The organism is Acidobacteriota bacterium, assembly GCA_030697165.1.
GTDB lineage: Bacteria > Acidobacteriota > Vicinamibacteria > Vicinamibacterales > UBA2999 > 12-FULL-67-14b.
Genome location: JAUYQQ010000001.1, coordinates 79510 through 99886, shown reverse-complemented (window position 1 = coordinate 99886; position 20377 = coordinate 79510). Strand labels below are relative to the sequence as shown.

General features: G+C 65.5%; 11 protein-coding genes. All 11 read left to right on the top strand.

Annotation, left to right across the window (positions count from 1 at the left end; all coding sequences use genetic code 11):
- The 11 genes from Q8T13_00360 to Q8T13_00310 all read left to right on the top strand — a co-directional run bounded on the left by Q8T13_00360 (position 1) and on the right by Q8T13_00310 (position 20376).
- Positions 1–2583: a hypothetical protein gene (locus tag Q8T13_00360; protein MDP3716202.1), complete on the top strand. Its 2583-nt coding sequence runs from the start codon at positions 1–3 to the stop codon at positions 2581–2583.
- 6 nt (positions 2584–2589) lie between these two features.
- Positions 2590–3945, top strand: coding sequence for an ArgE/DapE family deacylase (locus Q8T13_00355; GenBank protein MDP3716201.1), 1356 nt, complete (start codon positions 2590–2592; stop codon positions 3943–3945).
- Positions 3935–4762: an AAC(3) family N-acetyltransferase gene (locus Q8T13_00350; GenBank protein MDP3716200.1), complete on the top strand. Its 828-nt coding sequence runs from the start codon at positions 3935–3937 to the stop codon at positions 4760–4762. The genes Q8T13_00355 and Q8T13_00350 overlap by 11 nt, the downstream gene beginning before the upstream one ends.
- Entirely contained in the window at positions 4759–5553 is a 795-nt protein-coding gene (locus Q8T13_00345; protein MDP3716199.1) for a glycosyltransferase family 2 protein, read from the top strand. Before Q8T13_00350 ends, Q8T13_00345 begins: the two co-directional genes overlap by 4 nt.
- Before the next feature lie 141 nt (positions 5554–5694).
- On the top strand, positions 5695–7602 hold the full coding sequence (locus tag Q8T13_00340; GenBank protein MDP3716198.1) for a hypothetical protein: 1908 nt from the start codon (positions 5695–5697) through the stop codon (positions 7600–7602).
- Positions 7599–9785, top strand: coding sequence for a hypothetical protein (locus Q8T13_00335; GenBank protein ID MDP3716197.1), 2187 nt, complete (start codon positions 7599–7601; stop codon positions 9783–9785). The genes Q8T13_00340 and Q8T13_00335 overlap by 4 nt, the downstream gene beginning before the upstream one ends.
- Entirely contained in the window at positions 9776–11800 is a 2025-nt protein-coding gene (locus tag Q8T13_00330) for a hypothetical protein (protein ID MDP3716196.1), read from the top strand. Before Q8T13_00335 ends, Q8T13_00330 begins: the two co-directional genes overlap by 10 nt.
- Before the next feature lie 8 nt (positions 11801–11808).
- Positions 11809–12897, top strand: a complete 1089-nt coding sequence (gene wecB, locus Q8T13_00325; GenBank protein MDP3716195.1) for a UDP-N-acetylglucosamine 2-epimerase (non-hydrolyzing) — start codon at positions 11809–11811, stop codon at positions 12895–12897.
- Entirely contained in the window at positions 12897–14987 is a 2091-nt protein-coding gene (locus Q8T13_00320) for an alginate lyase family protein (protein MDP3716194.1), read from the top strand. The genes wecB and Q8T13_00320 overlap by 1 nt, the downstream gene beginning before the upstream one ends.
- Positions 14988–15001: 14 nt before the next feature.
- On the top strand, positions 15002–17644 hold the full coding sequence (locus Q8T13_00315) for a bi-domain-containing oxidoreductase (GenBank protein ID MDP3716193.1): 2643 nt from the start codon (positions 15002–15004) through the stop codon (positions 17642–17644).
- A gap of 2 nt (positions 17645–17646) precedes the next feature.
- Entirely contained in the window at positions 17647–20376 is a 2730-nt protein-coding gene (locus tag Q8T13_00310) for a methyltransferase domain-containing protein (GenBank protein ID MDP3716192.1), read from the top strand.
- Position 20377 lies beyond the last annotated feature (1 nt).

Below are 20377 nucleotides of genomic sequence, written 5' to 3'. Positions count from 1 at the left end.
TTGAGTCGTCGCTGGGGGATTGAGACCGCCGTCGCGGCTGCCTTGTTCGTCGCGGCGTTCGCGGTGGCGTCGTGGTACGTGCCGCAGTTTGTCGCCGCCGGTGGCAAGCCCTGGTTCTACCAGCAGGAGTTCGGTCCTGCGGTGATGGAGGCGTGCGGGTTCGGGTACGTAAACCCGGGGGATACGGCGCCCCCCGCGCTGACTGCTTTTCTGGATTTGAAGGCGGACGAGGTGTCGTGCGCCGACCTCCAGACGGTGGCCCCGCGCCCGCTGACCTCGATGCAGCGCGCGTTTCGTTACCTGATAATGACCGTCGGCGCGACCTGGCGCCTGCACGGCCAGGTCGCCTGGAGTGCGCTGACCCCGCTTTACGGGTTCCTGTATGGCCTCACCATCGTGCTGGCCTTCGCGATCTTCCGGCAAGGCATGGGGCGGACGCTATCGGCCCTCGGCGCCACGGCGCTGATGTTCTCGACGCTGCATCTCCATAACATTCCGCACCTGCGCGACTACGCGAAGGCGCCCTTTGTCCTGGCGCTGGTCCTGTTGGCTATTCGCCTGGTTCGCAGCGAAGTGACGGTCCGGCGCACGATGGGCCTCTCGCTAGTCGCGGGCCTGCTGACAGGTGTGGGGATCGGCTTTCGCAACGACCTGCTCGTCGCCATTCCCGCGTTTGTGGGCGTGTTCGCGCTGTTCCTGCCGCTGGCGCCGCGCGAGCGCCTTGGCCTCCGGGCCGGCGCGATTGCCCTCTACCTGGCCGCCGTTTACGTCGCGATGTGGCCCATGTCGTCGGTCTACCAGACGGGTGGCGGTAGTTCAACGCAGCATCTCGTGCTGCTCGGTCTCACGCCGGCGTTTAGCGCTGACCTGGGAGTCGACAACAGCCGTCTCTACGAAATAGGTTTCGAGTATCGCGACGAGCTGGCGCTTGCGATGATCGACAACTACGCGGATCGCCGGCTCGGCCAGCACCGCTTCCTGCCGATGTACGGTCCCGACTACGACCGCACCGCAACCCAGTTGCTTCGCGAGGTGGCCACCACCTTTCCGGCCGATCTGCTCACGCGCGTTTACGCATCGGCCGTGCGAATCACGGAACTTCCGCACTCGACCACCACGGCGGCACTGGTGGTGCCAGAGTTCCTGCCGGCGGCCGCGCAGCGGTTGCTGTTGCTGAAGGCCGACGCCCTGCGGCTGATTGGCGGCTTGTGGCCATGGCCGCTGGTCATCACGCTGACGGCTCTCAGCGTGTGGAGCCTTCGCCTTGGATTCTTCGCCGGGGTCTTCGTCCTGTATCTCTCGGGTTATCCGGCACTGCAATTCCAGGAGCGGCACTTCTTCCACCTCGAGTTCGTCGGGTGGTGGGCCCTCGGCTTCTGCCTGATGTTGGCGGGACGCACGGCCGGCGCGGTCATCACGCGCGTAGTGAGTGGAGGCAACCCTTCAGGGTTGCCTGTCAAATGGCAGTCCGAGTGGCTCACGGCCGCAACGCCCGCTGCCGGCTGGCCGCGCGCTGCCGGCATGGCGCTGGCGATGTGGGCCGTTCTGGCCGGCGTCATCATTGGCCCGCTGTGGCTTCTGCGTCGGTACCAGGATGGGCACGTGCGCGCGTTTCTCGGCACCGTCCACGCCGCGCCGCGTACCACCCTTGACTTGACACCGGTCTCGCTTCCGAACGGCGACCTCCGATTCGAGAGCCCGGCTCTCGTGCGCGGGTTGCCCACCGATGGCGGTGTGCATGCCGCCTACGTGGCGGCTTACCTCGGCGGGGCGAACTGCGACGCCATGAACCTGCGCGTCACCCAGCGTTACCACTCGATGACCAAGGGATACGACTTCAGTCATTCGGCGGTCGTGGCGGTGCCCCTGGTCGATGAACCCGTGGCGCTCTATTTCCCGGCCTACTTCCGAAATCCGGGCTCGACCAGTGCCGGTGACGAGCCGTTTGGCTTCGCGGGCCTCGAGTTGCCAGGCGAGCACGCGAGCTGCCTCGTCCGGATGTCCAGTCTCAACGACGTCGCCGCCTTGCCGGCCTTGCTGGACCTTCGCTTGCGACCGGGATGGGAGCGCGTGACCCCGTACGCGACGATCAGCGGCGTCGAAGGACGCCAGAATCCGGCAGAGACCTACACCTTCCCGAGCGATCTGGCCCGGAGCGAGGTCAAGAAGAGCCTGGCCGCCACGCCGGCGGCGTTTGTCCCCGGGGACATCCTCAAGGTTTCACCGACCTTTGAGATGGACGGCCCCGCCTGGACCGCCAGGGGTGTGGGTGGCGTGGGCGGTCGTGGGCCCCTTCTCTATCTTGTCGAGATGAAACCCCGGCGCCTCGCCAAGGGGACCACGTTCATCGCGCAAGGTACGATTGAGAAGGGTGGCGTGACGTTCGGCATGGTCAGCAACGACCTGTGGGTCGTGCAGCTCCACGTGGTGCAGACCGGCGAGTTCTCGGTGGTGATCAAGGTGCCGGAAGACGGCGACTACAAGGTGGTGATGGCCAATAACCTGCGCGGCATGTCGCTCGAGAACCAGGTGAGCGTGTCGCGCGCGGGCCTGATCGCGCCTGCGGCGGAGCCCATCAAGTGAGGATGCATGGCCGAGGCTGAAGCGCGGGTGCTCGCGGCGATCGATCGCCTCGAGCCGGCGTATCGCGCCCTGCTGCAGTCGCTCGTGCGGACGCCGAGTCCGGTGGGCGAAGAAGGCGCGGCGCAAGCGATCGTCGCCGGTCACATGCGCGACATCGGCCTCGATGTCGACGTATTCGACATCAACGCGTCTGTCTTGGCCGGTGATGAGCGATTCAATCCCTCGCCTCGCGGTTATGCCGGCCGGCCTTGTGTGGTCGGGAAGCGGAAGGGCAGTGGCGGTGGCCGCTCGCTGGTGCTGAACGCGCACATTGACACCGTGCCGGTCGACGCGCCAGATGCGTGGACCTATCCGCCGTACGGCGGCGTCGTCGACGACGGCCGCATCTATGGCCGCGGCGCCGCCGACGACAAGGCCGGCATCGTCGAGTGCCTGCTGGTGGCCCACGCCATCCGCGAAGCCGGACTCAGCCTGGTAGGCGATCTCCTGGTGGCCAGCGTGGTTGAGGATGAGTCCACGGGCAACGGGTCGTTGGCGGCCGCCAAGCGTGGTCACGTCGGCGACGCGGTGGTCATTGTTGACGGCACCTGGCCAGAGCGTTTCATCGTCTCGCACATGGGGCATGTGTCGTTCCAGATTCGCCTGCCCGGCACCGCCGGTCATGCCACGTCGGCCGGTCCCAACCCGATCGCCGCTGTGGGCCAGGTCGTGTCCGAACTGCAGGACTACGTGGAGCGTCGCAATGCGGCGCAGACCTTGCCATGGGGAACCAACGAGCGCCCCCATTTCATCAACCTTGGGATGGTTCGAGGCGGCGTGTGGCCGGGATCGGTACCAGCGGAGTGTGTGATCGAGGGCCAGTGCGGATTTCCGCCGCCTGAGACGTGCGCAGGCGCGAAGGACGCGCTCCGTGAGGTGTTGCGAGAGCTGGCGCAGTCGCCCGAGTGGCCACTCGCGGCACCGGCGTCGATAGCTTTCGTGGGCCTCGAGATGGCGCCGCACGTCGGCGACCCGCGCAATCCAATTGTCCAGCTATTGGTCGAGACCGTCGGCCGGCGACACGGCGCCGTGTTGCAGGAAAGCGTGATCGCGGGTCATTGCGACCTTCGCCACTACACCGCGACGACGTCGGCGGCGTGCTTGTACGGGCCGGGTGGCGGTCGCAATGTCCATGGGGCGGACGAGTACTTCGAGTTGGCCCACCTGCCGCTGGTGGCGGGCAACCTGGCATGCGTCGCCCTGAAATGGTGCGGCGTTTCGAATGTAGAGTCCGGCGGCTCCAATGTAGAGTCCGGCTTTAGCCGGGCCAGCGGTTCCAATGTAGAGTCCGGCTTTAGCCGGACCAAGCCCGATGGCCGATAGTCCCAAGGTCCCCGCGTCCGTTCTCGACGCGCTGGAAGTCCCGCGCGGCGGGATCGTCTACGTTCAGTCCTCCGTCGACTGGATGCAGCGAGCGGGCCTCCGGGCCCCCGAGATGCTCTCGACCTTGCTGGACTGGACCGGCCCTGCGGGCACGCTGGTCATGCCGAGCTATCCGTTTCACAGCTCGCATCAGGAGTACCTGCGGAATGCGCCCACGTTCGATGTGCGCCGCACGCCCGCTGGGATCGGCCTCATGCCGGAGATGTTTCGCCGCACGGCCGGCGTGGTTCGCAGCCTCGATCCGGACTTCAGCGTCTGTGCCCTCGGCGCGGAGGCCGAGGCGATCGTCGGCCGCGAGCCGGCCGAGCCGGACCCGTTCGGCGCGGACTCGAGTTACCAGCGGATGCTCGGACGCGGCACCACGCTGGTGGGACTGGGCGTGAGCCTGAACACGAATTCTTTCATCCATGCGATCGACTCTCGTGCGGCTGCCGGCTATCCGGCTGCGGTTTACAACGATCGCGTGTACGCTACTACGGTGATCGACGGGCGAGGGGTGTCTCGCGTGGTGCGGCGCATGTGCTTGCGGCCGCCATTTCAGCAGCTCACGACCCCATCGGCCATTGGTGACGTCATGCGTCCGGCCGCCGAGGTGTTTGCCACCATCGAGATCGCCGGAGCGCGGTTCTTCAAGTGGGACCTCGGGGCCTGGTCGGCGTGGTGTGCGTCGCACGCCGCCGCTCAAGCCACGCGGGGGGAGTGGCCCTGCTGGCTCACCCGTCTCGGTAGTGCGTTCCCATCGGCGCAACCCTCATGAGCCAGGCTTCGTCCGTCGCAGGGTTCCGTCCCAGCCTCTCCATGCTGGGCTGGGCGCTCAACGAGGAAGAGAACGTCGCCGACTACGTGCAACGCGCCGAAGCGTTCCTGTCCAGCGTCTCGGATGACTACGAGCTGATCCTGTTCGATGATGGCAGCACCGACCGGACGTGGACGATCGTGGGCGAGTTGGCGTCGACCCGTCCCTGGCTGCGGCCAATCAAGAACGACCGCAACCGCGGCCCCGGCTTTTGCTATCGGACGGGCATCGGCGCCGCCACCAAGGCCTACTTCATGGCGCAGACCGTGGACTGGGCCTACGACATCGACGCCTTCAAGCCGCACTTTGACGAGCTGCTCCGCCATGATGTCCTGCAGGGCGTGAGGCCAGGCGAGTATTCGCTGGGCACGCTGCGCAGGCGCTCCGACAGTCTCTACAAGGGCATCGTGTCGCTGACCAACTACACGTTGATCCGCGTCCTGTTCCGGTTGCCGTTTGACGATTTCCAGAACGTCACGATCTGTCCGACCCGCCTGGCCCAGCCTCTTCGCCTGGAGTCGGAGGGCTCGTTCACCAATCCCGAAGTCATGATGAAGCTTTATTGGGGTGGCGCATCATTCCTTCAGGTCCCGGTGCGGTTCCAGAAGCGAGGGCGAGGCAAGGGTACGGGAACGCGAGCGAGCGCCATCGTGCGCTCGGTCGGGGACATTCTCGGCAATTGGTATCGATGGGTCATCCGAGGCGAACACCCGAATCAACACGCCGGAAGCGTGACGTCCCTTCCCGACTGACGGCCGAACTTGCACGACGCTGTGTCGAGCCTTCCTTCACAACCAGTGGCCGCAGCGCCGGTGGCTAAGGCCTCGGAGACGAGTCGCGTCCCGCATCGACCGGTCGACTGGCGCCGCCTTGCCGCTGAGTGTGCGATCGCGGTGATGCTGCTGCTCGGCTCCGGATGGTGGGCCGCTCAGTTCTGGAACACGTGGACCGCTCGTGGCGGCCAACCCGTCTTCTATCAGAGCTATTTCGAACCTGCCGTGATGGTGGCCTGTGGCAAGGGGTTTGTCGCCTCGTTGCGCCAGCCTCCATCGCTCCAGGAGTTCCTGTCGTTGCGCCGCGACACCTTCGACTGCCACGACTTGCCCGACGATCTGAAAGTGGGCCGGGAGTACCTCTACCAGGAGGCCTGGATTTATCTGCAGACGGCCGTCGGCTGGTCCTGGCGAATCCTGGGGATCTCGTGGAGTGGAATGGGCCCCCTCTTCGGTCTCCTCTTCGGGGCGGTCACCGCGCTCGCTTATAGCGCGTTCCGCCTGGGGATGGGCCGCGCTCTTGCGGTTGTGTGCGCGTGTCTGTTGGCGACCTCACCCATGCAACTGGCCAATCTGCCGCACCTGCGCGACTACGCAAAGGCGCCGTTCACGCTGGCGCTGGTCTTTCTACTCGGCGTGATGGTGACCCGCCCCGTCCGCCGCAACTTGCTGTTGATGCTGTCGGTTGCCTATGGCGCCGTGCTGGGCGTGGGCTACGGCGTTCGCACCGATCTCCTGATCAACGTGCCGCTGGTCTTCGTTACGCTGTTCGGATTTCTGCCGGGTGGTGTGACCCGGCATCTCGCGCTGAAGGCATCAGCGGCCGCGCTGTGCCTGGCCACGTTTGCCGCGGTCAGTTGGCCCGCGTCGTCAGTGGTCTACACCAAGGGCGGCTGCCAGTGGCACGTCGCGCTGCTGGGGCTGCAGTCGCCCTTTGATGATTACCTGCGCGTGTCGCCGGCGCTTTACGAGTTCGGCCACGCCTACTCAGATGGATACATCAGGCAGGTCACTGAGGGCTTCGTGAATCGCACGCAGCCCGGGACCGCGCCGATCGGCTACTGCACGCACGAGTACGACGTGGCGACCGGCCAGTACCTCCAAAATATCGCGACCACCTTTCCCGCCGACCTTGCGACCAGGGCCGTTGCCTCGATCACTCAGATTGTCGAGCTGCCGATCAGGAAGGTCCGCCCACCGATGGCAGAGTGGTCGGCAGGGTTCTATCGCGCGCGAGCCTTCGTCCTGCGGCCCAACCACCGGTGGGGCGCCTACTTCACGCTGGCCGCAGTGATCCTGGTCACCACGAGGAGCGTGCGGCTGGGTCTCTTCCTTGGCCTCCTTCTCGCCTACTGTGGCGGATACCCAGCCATCCAGTTCGACGAGCGCCATTACTTCCACCTCGAATTCCTGGGGTGGTGGGCTTTTGGGGTCGTGCTCCACCACGGCTACCTGTCTGCGCGCGCGCTGCTGGCCCACCCCGACCAGTGGCGACCCCAGTTGCATCAAGCCGCGCGAGGCGTCGCCGTCGTCGGCTTCTCATGTGCGCTCTTGGGCAGCCTGTTGATTGCGGCTCGATGGTATCAGGCGCGCAATGCGCGGGACCTGATGCGTGCCTACGTGGCTGCGCCGAAGGTGGTGATCGAAGAACCAAGCCAGCCGTTGTCCGGCATCGCGGCGAATGCCTGGCCCCAGTTGCTGGAGGTTCGCATCGATGCGGCCACTTGTCCCGTGGCTCCTGCAATCACGGCTCACTACGATGCCGGCGCCGAGAACAGGGATCTAACGCGGACGATTGCGGTACGCCCGCCGCTCCGTGCCGGCATGACGCGAATATACATTCCAGTCTTCTACGACTTCAGCGGGCTGAAGTTCTCCGGAACCCGCGACGAGTGTGCCACCCAGGTCTCTCGTCTCGGCGACCTCGCGCCGTTCCCGCTCGTGCTGGGCGCCACGTTGCCGCCTGACTGGGAAGAACGGCCGCTGTACCAGAGTCTGACCGACTGGGAACGCACGGTGAGAGATTGACCTGGCGCCGGAGGTTGGCCGACCTCGCGATCGTGCTGGTGGTGGTGGCGGGGGCGTCCACGGTCGGCCAGCGGTTTCTCGCCGCCAGAGGCGCCGTCACCATGTTCTCCTGGGAACTGGGACCGGCAGTGATGGTCGCCTGCGGGGCGGGTTTCGTGCAACCGCTCGAGACGGCCCCACTGCAGGAGTTCCTGTTTCGGACCAGCGATCGCATTTCCTGTGACGCCGTCGATCGGCGAGGCGCCACCCACCCCGCACTCTTTGCCCTGGGGGAACGTTACGCCATTCACGCCGCGGGTCTTGCGCTGCGGATTGGTGGACTGTCGTGGCAGACGCTGGACGCGTACCAAGGGCTCCTGTTTGGCCTGACGATGGGGTTGGCCTACGGGGTCTTCCGTTTAGTGGCCGGCCCCGCCCTTGCCGCCCTGGGCACGGTGGCCCTGGTTTGGTCCGATCAAGTTCTTGCCCTGCTCAGTTTCAGGGACTTTGGCAAGGCGCCCGCCTTCTTCGCGTTGTGGCTGGTCCTTGGCTGGATGATCTCGCGAAACATCGAGCGTGCGTCGCCGAAGCTGTTGACGTCAGCGGTGCTGGCCGGATTGCTGGTGGGGATCGGAATCGGGTTTCGGATCGACGTCCTGGTCTTCGTTCCGGCGATCCTGGCAGTGGCCCTGCTGGCGGTGCCCGGATTCGATCGGCGTTCCCTCGGCACCAAGGCACTGGCCGGAGCCTTGTTCATCATGGTGTCGATCGGAATCGGTGCGCCGATCCTGGCGCCGATGTCGAACGGGTCAAACTCGTCGCATGTGGTCGTCCTCGGCTTGATGAGGGAGTTCACGAGAAACCTGGGACTGGAACCTCCTTCGTATGACGTCGGCGATCATTACAGCGACAGCCAGGCTTTCTCCCTGATCACGGCCCACGCGGGCAGGGTCAACGATGGCGGCGCTGGCCCGAGATTCCTGTCGCCCGGTTACGACGCGGCCGGGAGCCAGTTCGCCGCCGAGATGGCCCGACGGTTTCCGGCTGACGCAATGGTGCGCGCGCTCGGTGCGACAGCACAGGCGATTCGGTATCCCTTTGATGGCGCGTCCCGCGGCGAGTATCTCCGAATCGTGCCCTTCAACGAGTCGCCGGTGTTCCGGGCGGTTGGACTTGCTCGAAGCGCGGCGTTGAAGGCGGTCGAGGGCTGGGCGCTGCTGTTCGCCGGGTTGGTGCTCGTTGTGGTGGCCCTTCGATCGGCGCGCGCCGGCGCGGTTGGCGTCGGCCTCGTGTTCTATTTCTGCGGCTACTCGATGCTGCAATTCTCCAGGCGGCATTCCTTCCACCTTGATCTCGTCTCAATCGGCCTCTACGTCATCGCGGCGCGAATGTCGATCGAGTGGGGGCGCGGCATCATGGCCACTTCGCCGGCCGTCGCCATGCGGGATGCGCGGCGCGTCCTGGCTGGTTCAAGCAGGATCGCGGCTGTGGCCCTGGCGGTGGTCGTCGCCGCGGCAGGTCTGTTGTGGACCGCGCGCTGGTATCAACAGCGTCAGGTCGTCGGCGCGCTCGAGCAGACGTTGGCGCTGCCGTGGAGCGCAGTGCCCTTGGTGCTGGAACCGTTTGCGCCCCCCGTTGACCTAGATGGCCGGTTGCTGGAGCCCTGGCTGGGTCGTGCCGAATCGCATCGGGAGCACTGGCAGTCGGCCGCGCTGTTTCGTCTGGCCGGACCCTCGGCTGACTGGCAGTCGCCACCGGGTGATGACCGCGTGTCAGTCGACTATCTCCAGGTGGATGTGAGCGCCGATTGTGCTGTGCCGAACGTGGCCGTGGGCCTGGTCTACACCGCACCGGAGTCCGCGTTCTACCGCCCCTACACGCGCGTCATTGACGTTCCCGTGACGCAGGGCGTGGAGCACTCGCGGTTGCTGACCCCGGCCTTCTCTCACCGCGAGGGCACGATCTTCCAGGGCGTCGCGATACTGAAGGCCCAGATCTCTTGCCTGCGTGGAATCAGCAAGGTCGCGCGGGTTGCAGCCGTGCCGCTGCCCCTGCTGACCGCGGTACTGGCGCCGGCGTGGCGTGAGGGCCTATGGTACCAGCGGTTTCAGCAGCCACCGCAATACACTGCCGCGGGCACGCTGACATCTGCCAGCTGGCAGGCGCGCCGGCGGGGAATCGCACAAGAGTCGGCATGGCCCTGACCTCACGCCCGCGGGCAATCGTGGTCGAGGCGGCTGTCGTGCTGGCCTTGTTCGGCCTAGCGTTCGCCGTCTCGTTGGCGGCAATGCGACAGTTCCGTGAGGCCGGGGTTCAGCCGTTCTTCTACCAATCCAACTTCGAGCCGGCCGTGATGATGGCGTGCGGCCGCGGATTCGGAATTGCGGCGTCACCCCCTCAGGAGCTCGCCGAGTTCCTGCAGGTCAAGCGCGATGCCTTTGACTGCGCGCTGCTGCCCGACTCGACGTCGACACGGCCGCTCACCTCGGCTGCGAATGCGAACTGGTACTACCTGTACGGAGCCTCGGCCGGCGTGTGGGGCTTGACCGGCGTGTCGTGGACGGCGCTCGATGTGCTGGTCTCGTTGATGAGCGCTGTGTCCGCGGTCATGCTGTTCGGACTGTTCCGCACGGTCGCCGGACCAGCTGTGTCCGTGGTCTTCGCCCTGCTCCTGGTGCTTTCTCCGGCCAACCTGACGCGGCTGTTGTCCTTGCGCGATTACAGCAAGGCGCCGTTTGTCCTCGCAGCGATCTGGATCCTCGCCGTACTGCTGCTTCGTCCGCTGTCGCGTGCGAGGATGCTCGCGCTGGCCGGCCTTTATGGTGCGGTAGTCGGCTTCGGATACGGGTTTCGCACCGATCTGGCGTTGATGGTGCCGTTTGGCGCCCTGATGGTGGCGCTGTTTCCACCCGGCGCCCTCCGCGCGAACTGGCTTCGCAATGGTCTGGCTGCCGGTGTCCTCCTCTTCACGTTCGCAGTGGTGGCGGCGCCCGTGATCGGCGGGTTGAAGCTTGGAGGATGCCAGTATCACTTCTCGCTGCTGGGGTTGACGACGCCGTTGACTCAGGAGTTGAGGCTGACGTCATCGATCTACCGCTTCGGTGACCAGCTCACCGATGAGTTCATTGAGGTGAAGGCCGCCGACTTCGCCTCGCGAATCCTCGATGTGCCAGTGCCCGCCCAGTGCTCGGCCGAGTACGACGCCGCCACGGGTCAGCTCTACACAACGATGGCGACCACGTTTCCCGCTGACCTGGTGGTGCGCGCCTATGCGTCGGTCTTGATGATCTTGCGGGTAGGCCTTGCCGTGCCAGAGATGATGCAGCCAGTGCCCCCGTTCCCGGCAAGCGCTGTCGCCTCGGCTGGCTATGCCATTGTCAACCGCGTGACCTCGCTGCTGGCGCCGGCAGGTCCGCTGCTGGTCATGGTGGCGATCGGCATCGCGTGGGCGCAATCCGCACGCCTGGGTCTGGCGTTGTCGATCTTCGTGTTGTTTCTCGGTGGCTATCCCGCGATCCGGTTTGAAGAGCGGCACTGGTTTCACTTGCGGTTCCTGCCATGGTGGGCGGCCCTCGTGGTGATAGCACAGGTCCTGCCAGCCGCGCGCCGCGCCTGGACGCAGCCGGCGTTCGTGCGTGGCGCGTTGGGCGTCGCCGGGCTGCTCTTTGCCCTGGCCGGGGCTCTTGGCGCAGCTCGAGTGATTCAGGCGCACTCGGTCGAGGTGCTGGTTGGCGAGTATCTCGCGGCTCCGACCGAAGCGGTGGCCTCCGTCATCGAGCGCGGCTCGTTCGTCCGCGTCGACTGGCATCCTCAGGACTACGGGGTGTCGCCGCAGCACTGGGGATCAGACCTCCTGTCGGTCTCGGTTGAGCCCGCTCTCTGTGGCGCCGCACCGCCGGCAGTGCGGGTCACCTACCAGGCCGACGGCCCGCGCCACGATCTGTCCACAACCCTCGACCTTCCGATATCCTCAGGGAATGGTGCTCCAACCCGCCTCTTTATTCCCGTATTCTGGAAGGGGCTTGGCGACCAGACCAACCTGAAGTTCGACGGCCTGGAGGTCGTCGGCGGTCCCGGGTCGTGCCTCGGCCCCATCTCAAAGGTCAGCGCGCGTGCCGTCTTGCCGCTGTGGATTCACTTGCAGGCCGACGCCGACTGGTCCGGGCAGCCGTTGTATCAATCGATGAAACTTCCCCGGCTCTTGAGCCGCCAACCCTGAAGGGCACTTTGAAAACCATTGTTCACGTCGTCGGCGCACGTCCCAACTACATGAAGGTCGCGCCGTTGATGGAAGCGCTGAAGGGCGCCCCTGGCATCCGGCAGATTCTGGTCAACACCGGGCAGCACTACGACGAGGCCATGTCGAAGTCGTTCCTCCGCGAACTGCAGTTACCGGCGCCGGATCGCAATCTCGAAGTGGGCTCGGCCAGCCACGCCGTCCAGACCGCGAAGGTGATGATCGGTTTCGAGCAGGTGTGCCTCGAAGAGAAGCCAGACCTGGTGGTGGTCGCCGGTGACGTCAACTCGACGATGGCGGCTTCGTTGGTGGCGGCGAAACTGATGATCCCGATCGCGCATCTCGAGGCGGGCTTGCGCAGTTACGACCGCGGCATGCCCGAGGAAGTGAATCGCATCGTCACCGACTGCCTCGCCGACCTGTTGCTGACGCCGTCCACCGACGGCGACGAAAACCTGATCAAGGAAGGCGTGCCGCGCGAGAAGATTCACTTCGTCGGCAACATCATGATCGATACGCTGATGCGCCACCTGCCGATGGCGACGCTCGATCGTATCCAGGACCGCGTGGCTGTCACCGACAAGGGCTACGGCGTGCTGACGCTGCATCGGCCGTCGAACGTGGACGACCCGGTCATCCTGCGCCGCATCCTTGTGGCCATTGCGCACGTCGCGAAGCAGATGCCGGTCGTGTTCCCTGTGCACCCGCGCACCCGTCAGCGCCTCGCCACGTTCGGCGTGGAAGATTTGCTCACTAACGTGAAGCTCACCGAGCCGATGGGCTACATCGACTTCCTCAGCCTGACGTCGCACGCGCGCATCATCCTGAGCGACTCGGGTGGATTGCAGGAGGAGTCGACCGCGCTCGGCATCCCCTGCCTGACGCTGCGCGAGAACACCGAGCGGCCCGTCACGATCACCGATGGCACCAATCGGCTGGTCGGGACCCAGACGGCCAATATCATCGCCGGGTTTAAAGAGGCAATGGCCGCCGAGCATGCGCCGCACCGGCGCCCGCCTCTGTGGGATGGCCACACCGCACCGCGGGTGGCTGCCGTGCTACAGAAATTCTTGGCCTGATGTCGCTGTCGAATTTCGTGAGGCGCGCGCGCAAGGCGGCGGGCATGCCGCCGAGAGTGTTGCTGGCGCGCCTGGCTGAGGAAGTGCGGACCCAGACCCGCCGGCCGTGGGCGCAGGTCTATCCGCGCGTGCTCCGGGATCAGACGATCCTCGGCGAGAGCGGGGCCGCGACCATCGACGCGTTGTGGGAGAGGCAGATGACGGCGCCCTTCTTTCTTGGGCCTGATAACCGCGATACCTACGCAGCGGCGTTTCGCGAGCGATATCCCGACGAAGTGGCGAAGGTGTTGGCCACGGCCGATGCCGCGATGCGGCACGAGTTCGACCTGCTCGGCTCTGGAGTCAAGGCGTTTGGACCGAAGCTGCCGTGGCTCGATGACTTCAAGACCGGCCGTCACTACCCGCTGCAGTACTGCCGCGACATCCAGTACATGGAACTCGAGAAGCCCACGGATGTGAAGGTGCCGTGGGAGCTGAGCCGTTGCCAGCACTTCACGGCGCTGGGGCAGGCCTATTGGCTGACGGGTGACGAACGCTATGCCGCCGAATACCGCTCCGAGATCGAAGACTGGATCGCCACCAATCCCTTCGCCTTCAGCGTGAACTGGGCCTGCGCGATGGACGTCGCGCTGCGCGCCATCAACTGGATCTGGGGCTTCTACTTTATGGCCGGGTCCGTGGCGTGCGCCGACCCGGCGTTCCGCCGGCTGCTGTTGCGGAGCCTCTTTCTTCACGGCGAGTTCGTCTTTCAGCATCTCGAGAAGGGCGACGTCAACGGCAACCACTACCTGAGCGACGGTGCCGGCCTGGTCTTTCTCGGCCTCTTCTTCAAGCACACGCCGCAAGGCCAGCGCTGGCTGGAAACCGGCAAGTCGATCGTGATCGACGAGATGCTGCTGCAGGTCTCCGAAGACGGTGTCGACTTCGAGCAGTCGACGTCGTATCAGCGCCTGGTCCTCGAGCTGTTCCAGACGTCCTATCTGCTACTCGAGTTGCATGGCGAACGCATCCCCAAGGCGCAATCACATCGGCTCGCGCGGATGCTGGAGTTCGTGACGGCCTATACAAAGCCCGATGGCTTGGCGCCGCTGATCGGCGATGCCGACGATGGGCGAGTGCAGAAGTTGGGGGCGCAGCGTCTTAACGACCATCGCTACCTTGTTTCAACCGGGGCCGTGCAGTTCGCGCGGCCGGCCTTCAAGGCGGCCGCCGGCCAGTTCTGGGCCGAGTCGTTCTGGATGCTGGGGCCGGCCGGGGCTGGCGCGTTCGATGCGCTGGCTGAGAGCCAGTCTGAGCCAGGCTCCGTGGCCTTTCCTGCTGGCGGCTTCTACGTGTTGCGCAGTCCTTCGGCGCACGTCGTGGTCGACTGCGGCGAGGTTGGCATGCACGGCCGCGGCGGCCATGGCCACAGCGACATCACCAGCTTCGAGCTGTTCATGAACGGCCTGAACGTGATTACCGACTGCGGGGCGTACCTCTATACCGCGTCGCGCGAGTGGCGAAATCGCTTCCGCAGCACCGCGTTCCATAACGTGGCGCAGGTGGAGGACGAGGAGCTCAATCGCTTTCTGGGCCCGGACGCCTTGTGGCAGCTGCACTACGACGCCCACCCTGTCGATCGCCAATGGAAAACAGGCGGATTCGGGGGATACTTTTGTGGGGGCCACGATGGCTATGCGAGGCTGGTGCCCCCGGTCGGTTCGGTTCGGGAAATCTACGTTGATCCCATGCGTCCCCGCGTCGTGGTCAGGGACCGGTTGACCAGCGCGGCTCCGAAAGCGACGACCTGGCGATTTCATTTTGACCCGGCGGCGACGGCGGAACTGATCGGTCCAGACTGCCGCCTGCGGGCTGCGGGCCGCGAGGTGTGGCTGCTGGCGGCCGACGAACACGATGCGCGTCCGCGGCAGCTTGAGCGCGGGTGGGTGTCATCCGGGTACGGCGTGCGGGCGGAAACCTCGGTGCTGGTGATTCCCGACAACAAGATGCCAACCTCGCTGGCGTGCCTGTTCGCCGACAGTTGCCTGTCGGCGGAGGCGCGCCGCGAAGCGGTGGCCCAACTCGATGCGCACGGTGCGCGCATCCACTGAAGGACGAGAAGCGTATGCGTCAGATCTTGATGAACAGCAGCGGGGCGGTGGTCGCCCGTGTGCCGAGGCCCGCGGTCGAAGCGGGCAGTGTGCTGGTGCGGGTCCACTATTCGCTGATCAGCGTCGGCACCGAGTTGGCGCCGCTGAAGGCGCCCCTGGCGCCGACGTCCGAGAATGCCAGTGCCGTTGAGAAGGGGGCTGCTTACGCCAGCCTCGCGACCCACTACCTGAAGGCGTCGTGGCGCGATCCCGAAAAGGCGGCCCGCCGTTTGGCCTCCATCGCGCGCCGGCAGTTGGCGCAGATGAAGCCCGAGGCGAAGCAGACGCTCGCGCCCGTCGTCAGCACCGGCGACCTGCAGTGGACCCAGGCGAACGCCGTCAAGTTCACGGCGCAGGACGGGCGGCTCGAGATCAGCACGGACGATTCCGCGGCCGGGTACCAGGTGATGACGCGCGAGCTGGCGGTGCCAGAAGGACTGGTGCCGCTGATTCGGGTGGCCGGCACGGTTCACTCAGGAGCGATCGCCATCGGCATCCTCAACGAAGGCCGCCAGGCCTGGATGGGGTCGAAGACGTTCGACGCGGGCCGTTTCGAGGACTACCTGATTTTCGATCCGGGGTCTTCTCGACAGGTGACGGTGGTGATCGCCAATTCCAATGGCGGGCCGTCGGCGGTCACGGTTGATACCGTCGACGTGCAGATGGCGCCGGCCACGCCGGGGGGGCTGCCGTACAGCGAGATGGACCAGACCGGCTGGAACGTCGGCTACTCGGTCTCGGGCGAGGTCGTGGCGGTGGGTGAGGGCATCTCCGATCTCGTTCCCGGTGATCTCGTGGCATGCGCCGGCGCCGGCGCCGCGAATCACGCTGACTTCGTCAACGTGAAGCGCAACCTGGTCTGCAAGATTCCCACTGGTTGCGCGACCAGCGCGGCGGCGTCGGCCACGATTGGGTCGATCGCGTTGCAGGGGGTCCGTCGCGCTACGCCGCAGCTGGGCGAGCGCATCGCGGTGCTCGGCCTCGGGCTGATCGGCCAGATCACGGTGCAGTTGCTGCGCAGTGCCGGTTGCACGGTGATTGGTCTCGACCTCGATGCCGAGCGCGTGGCGCGCGCGAAGGCACTCGGGATGGATGCGGGCGCGTCGGATCCCGAGGCGTTCAAGGCGCTGGTGAGGGATCTCACCGAAGGACGAGGCGTTGACAAGACCCTGATGACCGCCGCCACGCGATCCGACTCCGTCGTCAACCTCTCCATGGACATCACCCGCGCCAAGGGCGCCGTCGTCATCGTCGGCGACGTCGGCCTGAACGTGCAGCGCGCGGTGTTCTATCGCAAGGAAATCGACCTGCTGATGAGCACCTCGTACGGTCCCGGCCGCTACGACTCGAACTACGAGACCGACGGGCGCGATTATCCCTTTGCCTACGTGCGGTGGACGCTCAATCGCAACATGCAGTCCTATCTCGAGTTGATCGGCTCCGGCCGGGTCAATCTCGATGCCCTGATCGATCGCGTGATCACGGTGGACGAGGCGACGGCCGCGTACAAGGAACTTGCTGCCGGAGCCAAGCCGCCACTGGGCGTGCTGATTCGTTACCCCGATGATGCGCGCACGCTGCCGGAGCCGGCGGATTCGACGCGCATCACGGTGCGTGGCCACAAGCCGCCCAACCCGGAACTGATCAACTACGCGCTGGTCGGTGCCGGCGCGTTCGGCATGGCGATGCTGGTGCCGCAGATGAAGAAGCGGAAAGACCGCTTCTTTCTCCGCGGTGTGGTGACCCGCAACAACGCGCAGGGCGGCAACTTCGCGCGCGAGAACGGTGTCGAGGTGCTCGCGTCCGAGCTCAAGACCGTCCTCGATGATCCGTCGTTCCACTTAATGGTGATCGCGACCCGCCACCACGAGCACGTCGGCCCCGTGATTGAAAGCCTCCAGGCCGGCAAGCACGTGTTCGTCGAGAAGCCGCTGGCGATTTCCTGGCAGGGGCTGGACGAGGTAGTCAAGGCCTACAACAGCCTGGAGCACAAGCCACTGCTGATGGTCGGGTTCAACCGGCGCTTCTCGCCGGCCGTCACCGAGATCAAAAAAGCCGTGGCCGGTCGCCGCGCGCCGCTGATGATCGAATACCGGCTCAATGGCGGCTACATTCCGATGGACAGCTGGGTGCAAGGCTCACAAGGTGGTGGCCGCAACATCGGCGAGGCGTGCCACATGTATGACGTGTTCCGGTCGCTGACCGGTTCGCCGGTGCGCTCGATTTCGGCGGCCTCGATCGATCCCGGCACCTTGCCGTATCTGCGTAACGATAACTTCTCCGCGACGATCAGCTACGAGGACGGCAGCGTCGCGACCCTCGTCTACACTGCGCTCGGGCCGAAGACCGGCATGAGCAAGGAACGCATCGAGGTGTTCTGCGACGGCGACGCCTATGTCGTGGACAACTTCCAGAAGCTCACCCGCGCCAGCGACGGGAACGTGATGTGGCAGAGCAGCGATCCCGACAAGGGCCACGCGGAGGAGTTCAGCCTGCTGGGTGACGCGATCGCCACCGGCGGTGCCGCCCCGATCTCGTTCGACGAAATCATCGAGACGACCGCGGTGTCGCTGCATGTCGAAGACCTCCTGCACCATCGAACGGAAGGGGGCGAATAGGCATGGCAATGTGCCTCTTCCTGACGACGGAGTTGAAGGCGTCCCGGGTCGTCGACTGTGATGGCCTGGAGAACACGACGGAACGGCACCGTTTGGTGATTCCTCGCGCGCCAATGCCACCGTGCGCGGATCCGTTGGCCGAGCTTGACCGCCTTCCCAGTCTCGCCGGCGTCATCATCGAGATGGAGCGAGGGTGGCCAGGCCAATCCCACCTGACCCTGGCCGCCAAGGTCCTAAGTCGTGGCCGCCGGGCGTGGTTCTACTGGCCCAACGAGGCGGCGTGTGAGTGCCTTGATCGGGACCGGTTGCGCAGCTACTGGAACCTCTGGCTGTTCGTGACCATCCTGCGCGCCGGTCGCGCGCTGTGGCGCCGGATCACCGCTCCGTACCGCTTGTACCTGGTGGTGCGGCGGATGTATCGCGCGGCGAGTGACGCCGCCTTCGAGTATCCGCCAGGCTATGAAGACGCGGTCGCGGCGCCGGTCGCCTCGCCTCTGCCCGTGGAGTTACCACCGGCGGAAGTTTACTTCGCCGAGCGCTCGCGGTTGGCGCTGGACCAGTTGCTCGAGGCGATTGCGCCCGTCACAATGGATGTCGGCCTGCCGGATGCGGCGCATCGCATCGCTGGCGTTGGCGTCTACTTGCGCACGGACTACTGGGCAAAGATCTCCTCCGGTGGCAGCTACGGCCACACCTGCTACGTGGCGAAGGAACTGGCGGCGGTCACCGAGCGCTTCGTGTGCTTCATGGGAAGCCGCTTCGCCATGCTCGACGACTATGGCCTGCGCCAAGTGGTCTTGCCACCGGCATCGGAAACGAGTAACGAAACAGATTTGCTCAGGGCACACTGGGTCTACTATCCGCAGCTCAAGCTGGCCATGGAGGCACTGCGTCCCGCGTATATTTACGAGCGGCTGTGCATGGGCAACTTCTGCGGCGCCGCGCTCAGCCTCGAACTTGGGATTCCCTACATCGTTGAGTACAACGGGTCCGAGATTTCGATGACCCGCAGCTTTGGCGGCGTGGGTCTGACTCACGAGGACGTGTTTATCAAGGCGGAGGACGCCGCGTTCAGGCAGGCCACGATGATCAGCGTGGTCTCGGAGGTCGTGCGCGATTCATTGATTGCCCGAGGGGTAAATCCGGCGAAGATTCTGGTGAATCCGAACGGTGCCGATCCGGTGGCCTATGCGCCGCTCACCGGTTCAGCCCGCCAGGAGTTGCGCGACGAGTTGGGCTTCGCGGCCGATGACTGCGTGGTCGGCTTTACCGGCACCTTCGGCGGTTGGCACGGCATCGATGTGCTCGCGAATGCCATTCCGGCGATCTGCGCGCGCGCCCCCCGCCTTCGCTTCCTCCTCATTGGAGACGGCACCCACAAGCACCTGATCGATAACGTCGTGGCCGAGCGCGACCTGGCCTACCACGTGCGCAGCGTGGGCCGCGTCCCGCAGCAGGACGGCGCGCGCATGCTGCCGGCGTGCGATCTGTTTGTGTCACCGCACAACAGCCACATGGTTGACAGCAAGTTCTTCGGCTCGCCGACCAAGCTGTTCGAGTACATGGCCGTCGGCGGGGGCATTGTCGGCAGCGACCTCGAGCAACTTGGCGAAGTGCTGTCCCCGGCCCTTCGCGTCGAGGACTTCCTCAAGCCCGGATTGCAAGTGACCAATGAGCGCGCCGTGTTGTGCGTCCCGGGCGATGTCACGGAGTTCGTCGAAGCCGTCGTCTCGTTGGCAGAGCGCCCGGCGCTCGCGGCGGCCCTTGGCCGCAACGCCCGGCAGGCCGTGCTCGACTCGTACTCCTGGCAGCGGCACGTCGCCAATGTCTGGCGGTTCCTCGCCGGTGAGGCCGCGCCGGCGGCCGTTCGCGTGGGGAAGGCTGCCGTCTCGGCCGCGCCCGGCGGGGACAAGTTGGACCGGGTGCGCACGGGCGATGAGTACAAAGAAGAGGTTCAGGACCAGTGGAACAACAATCCGGTCGGGAGCCACTACGCCACGGAGAACCCGTCGCGCACCCTCGATTGGTATAAGGAGGTGGAGCGGTACCGCTACGCCGAGTACGCACCTTGGATGCCCGAGGTCATGGAATACGACCGTCACGCTGGCGAGAAAGTGCTGGAAATCGGCGGCGGTCTCGGCACCGACCTCAGTCAGTTCGCCCGTCACGGCAGCATTGTCACCGACGTGGACCTCTCGGCCGGCCACCTGGGTCACGCGCGCGAGAACTTCGCCCTGCGAGGATTGACAGGGGAGTTCGTGCATCACGACGCCGAGACGTTACCGTTCGCGGACAATACCTTTGATGTGGTTTACAGCAACGGCGTGATCCACCACACCCCGAACACCGAACGTGTCGTCGGCGAGATCCGCCGCGTGCTCAAGCCCGGAGGCAAGGCGATCATCATGCTCTACGCCGAGCACTCCTGGCACTACTGGTATCGCCTGGTGTGGGAGCAGGGGTGGAAGCGCGGCATGCTGCAGCGGTACTCGATCGGCGAGATCATGTCTCGCCGCGTCGAGATCACCAAGAATGACGCGCGGCCACTGGTCAAGGTTTACGGGGCTCGCCGTCTCCGTCGCATGTTCAAGGACTTTTCCGGGCACCAGTTCTTCAAGCGCCAGATGGTCACATCGGAGTTGCCCGAACCCATGCAATGGCTGCCGGTGGGTCCCCTCGGCAAGCTCGTGGGGTGGAACATCATCATCAAGGCGACCAAACCTCGAGGATGAG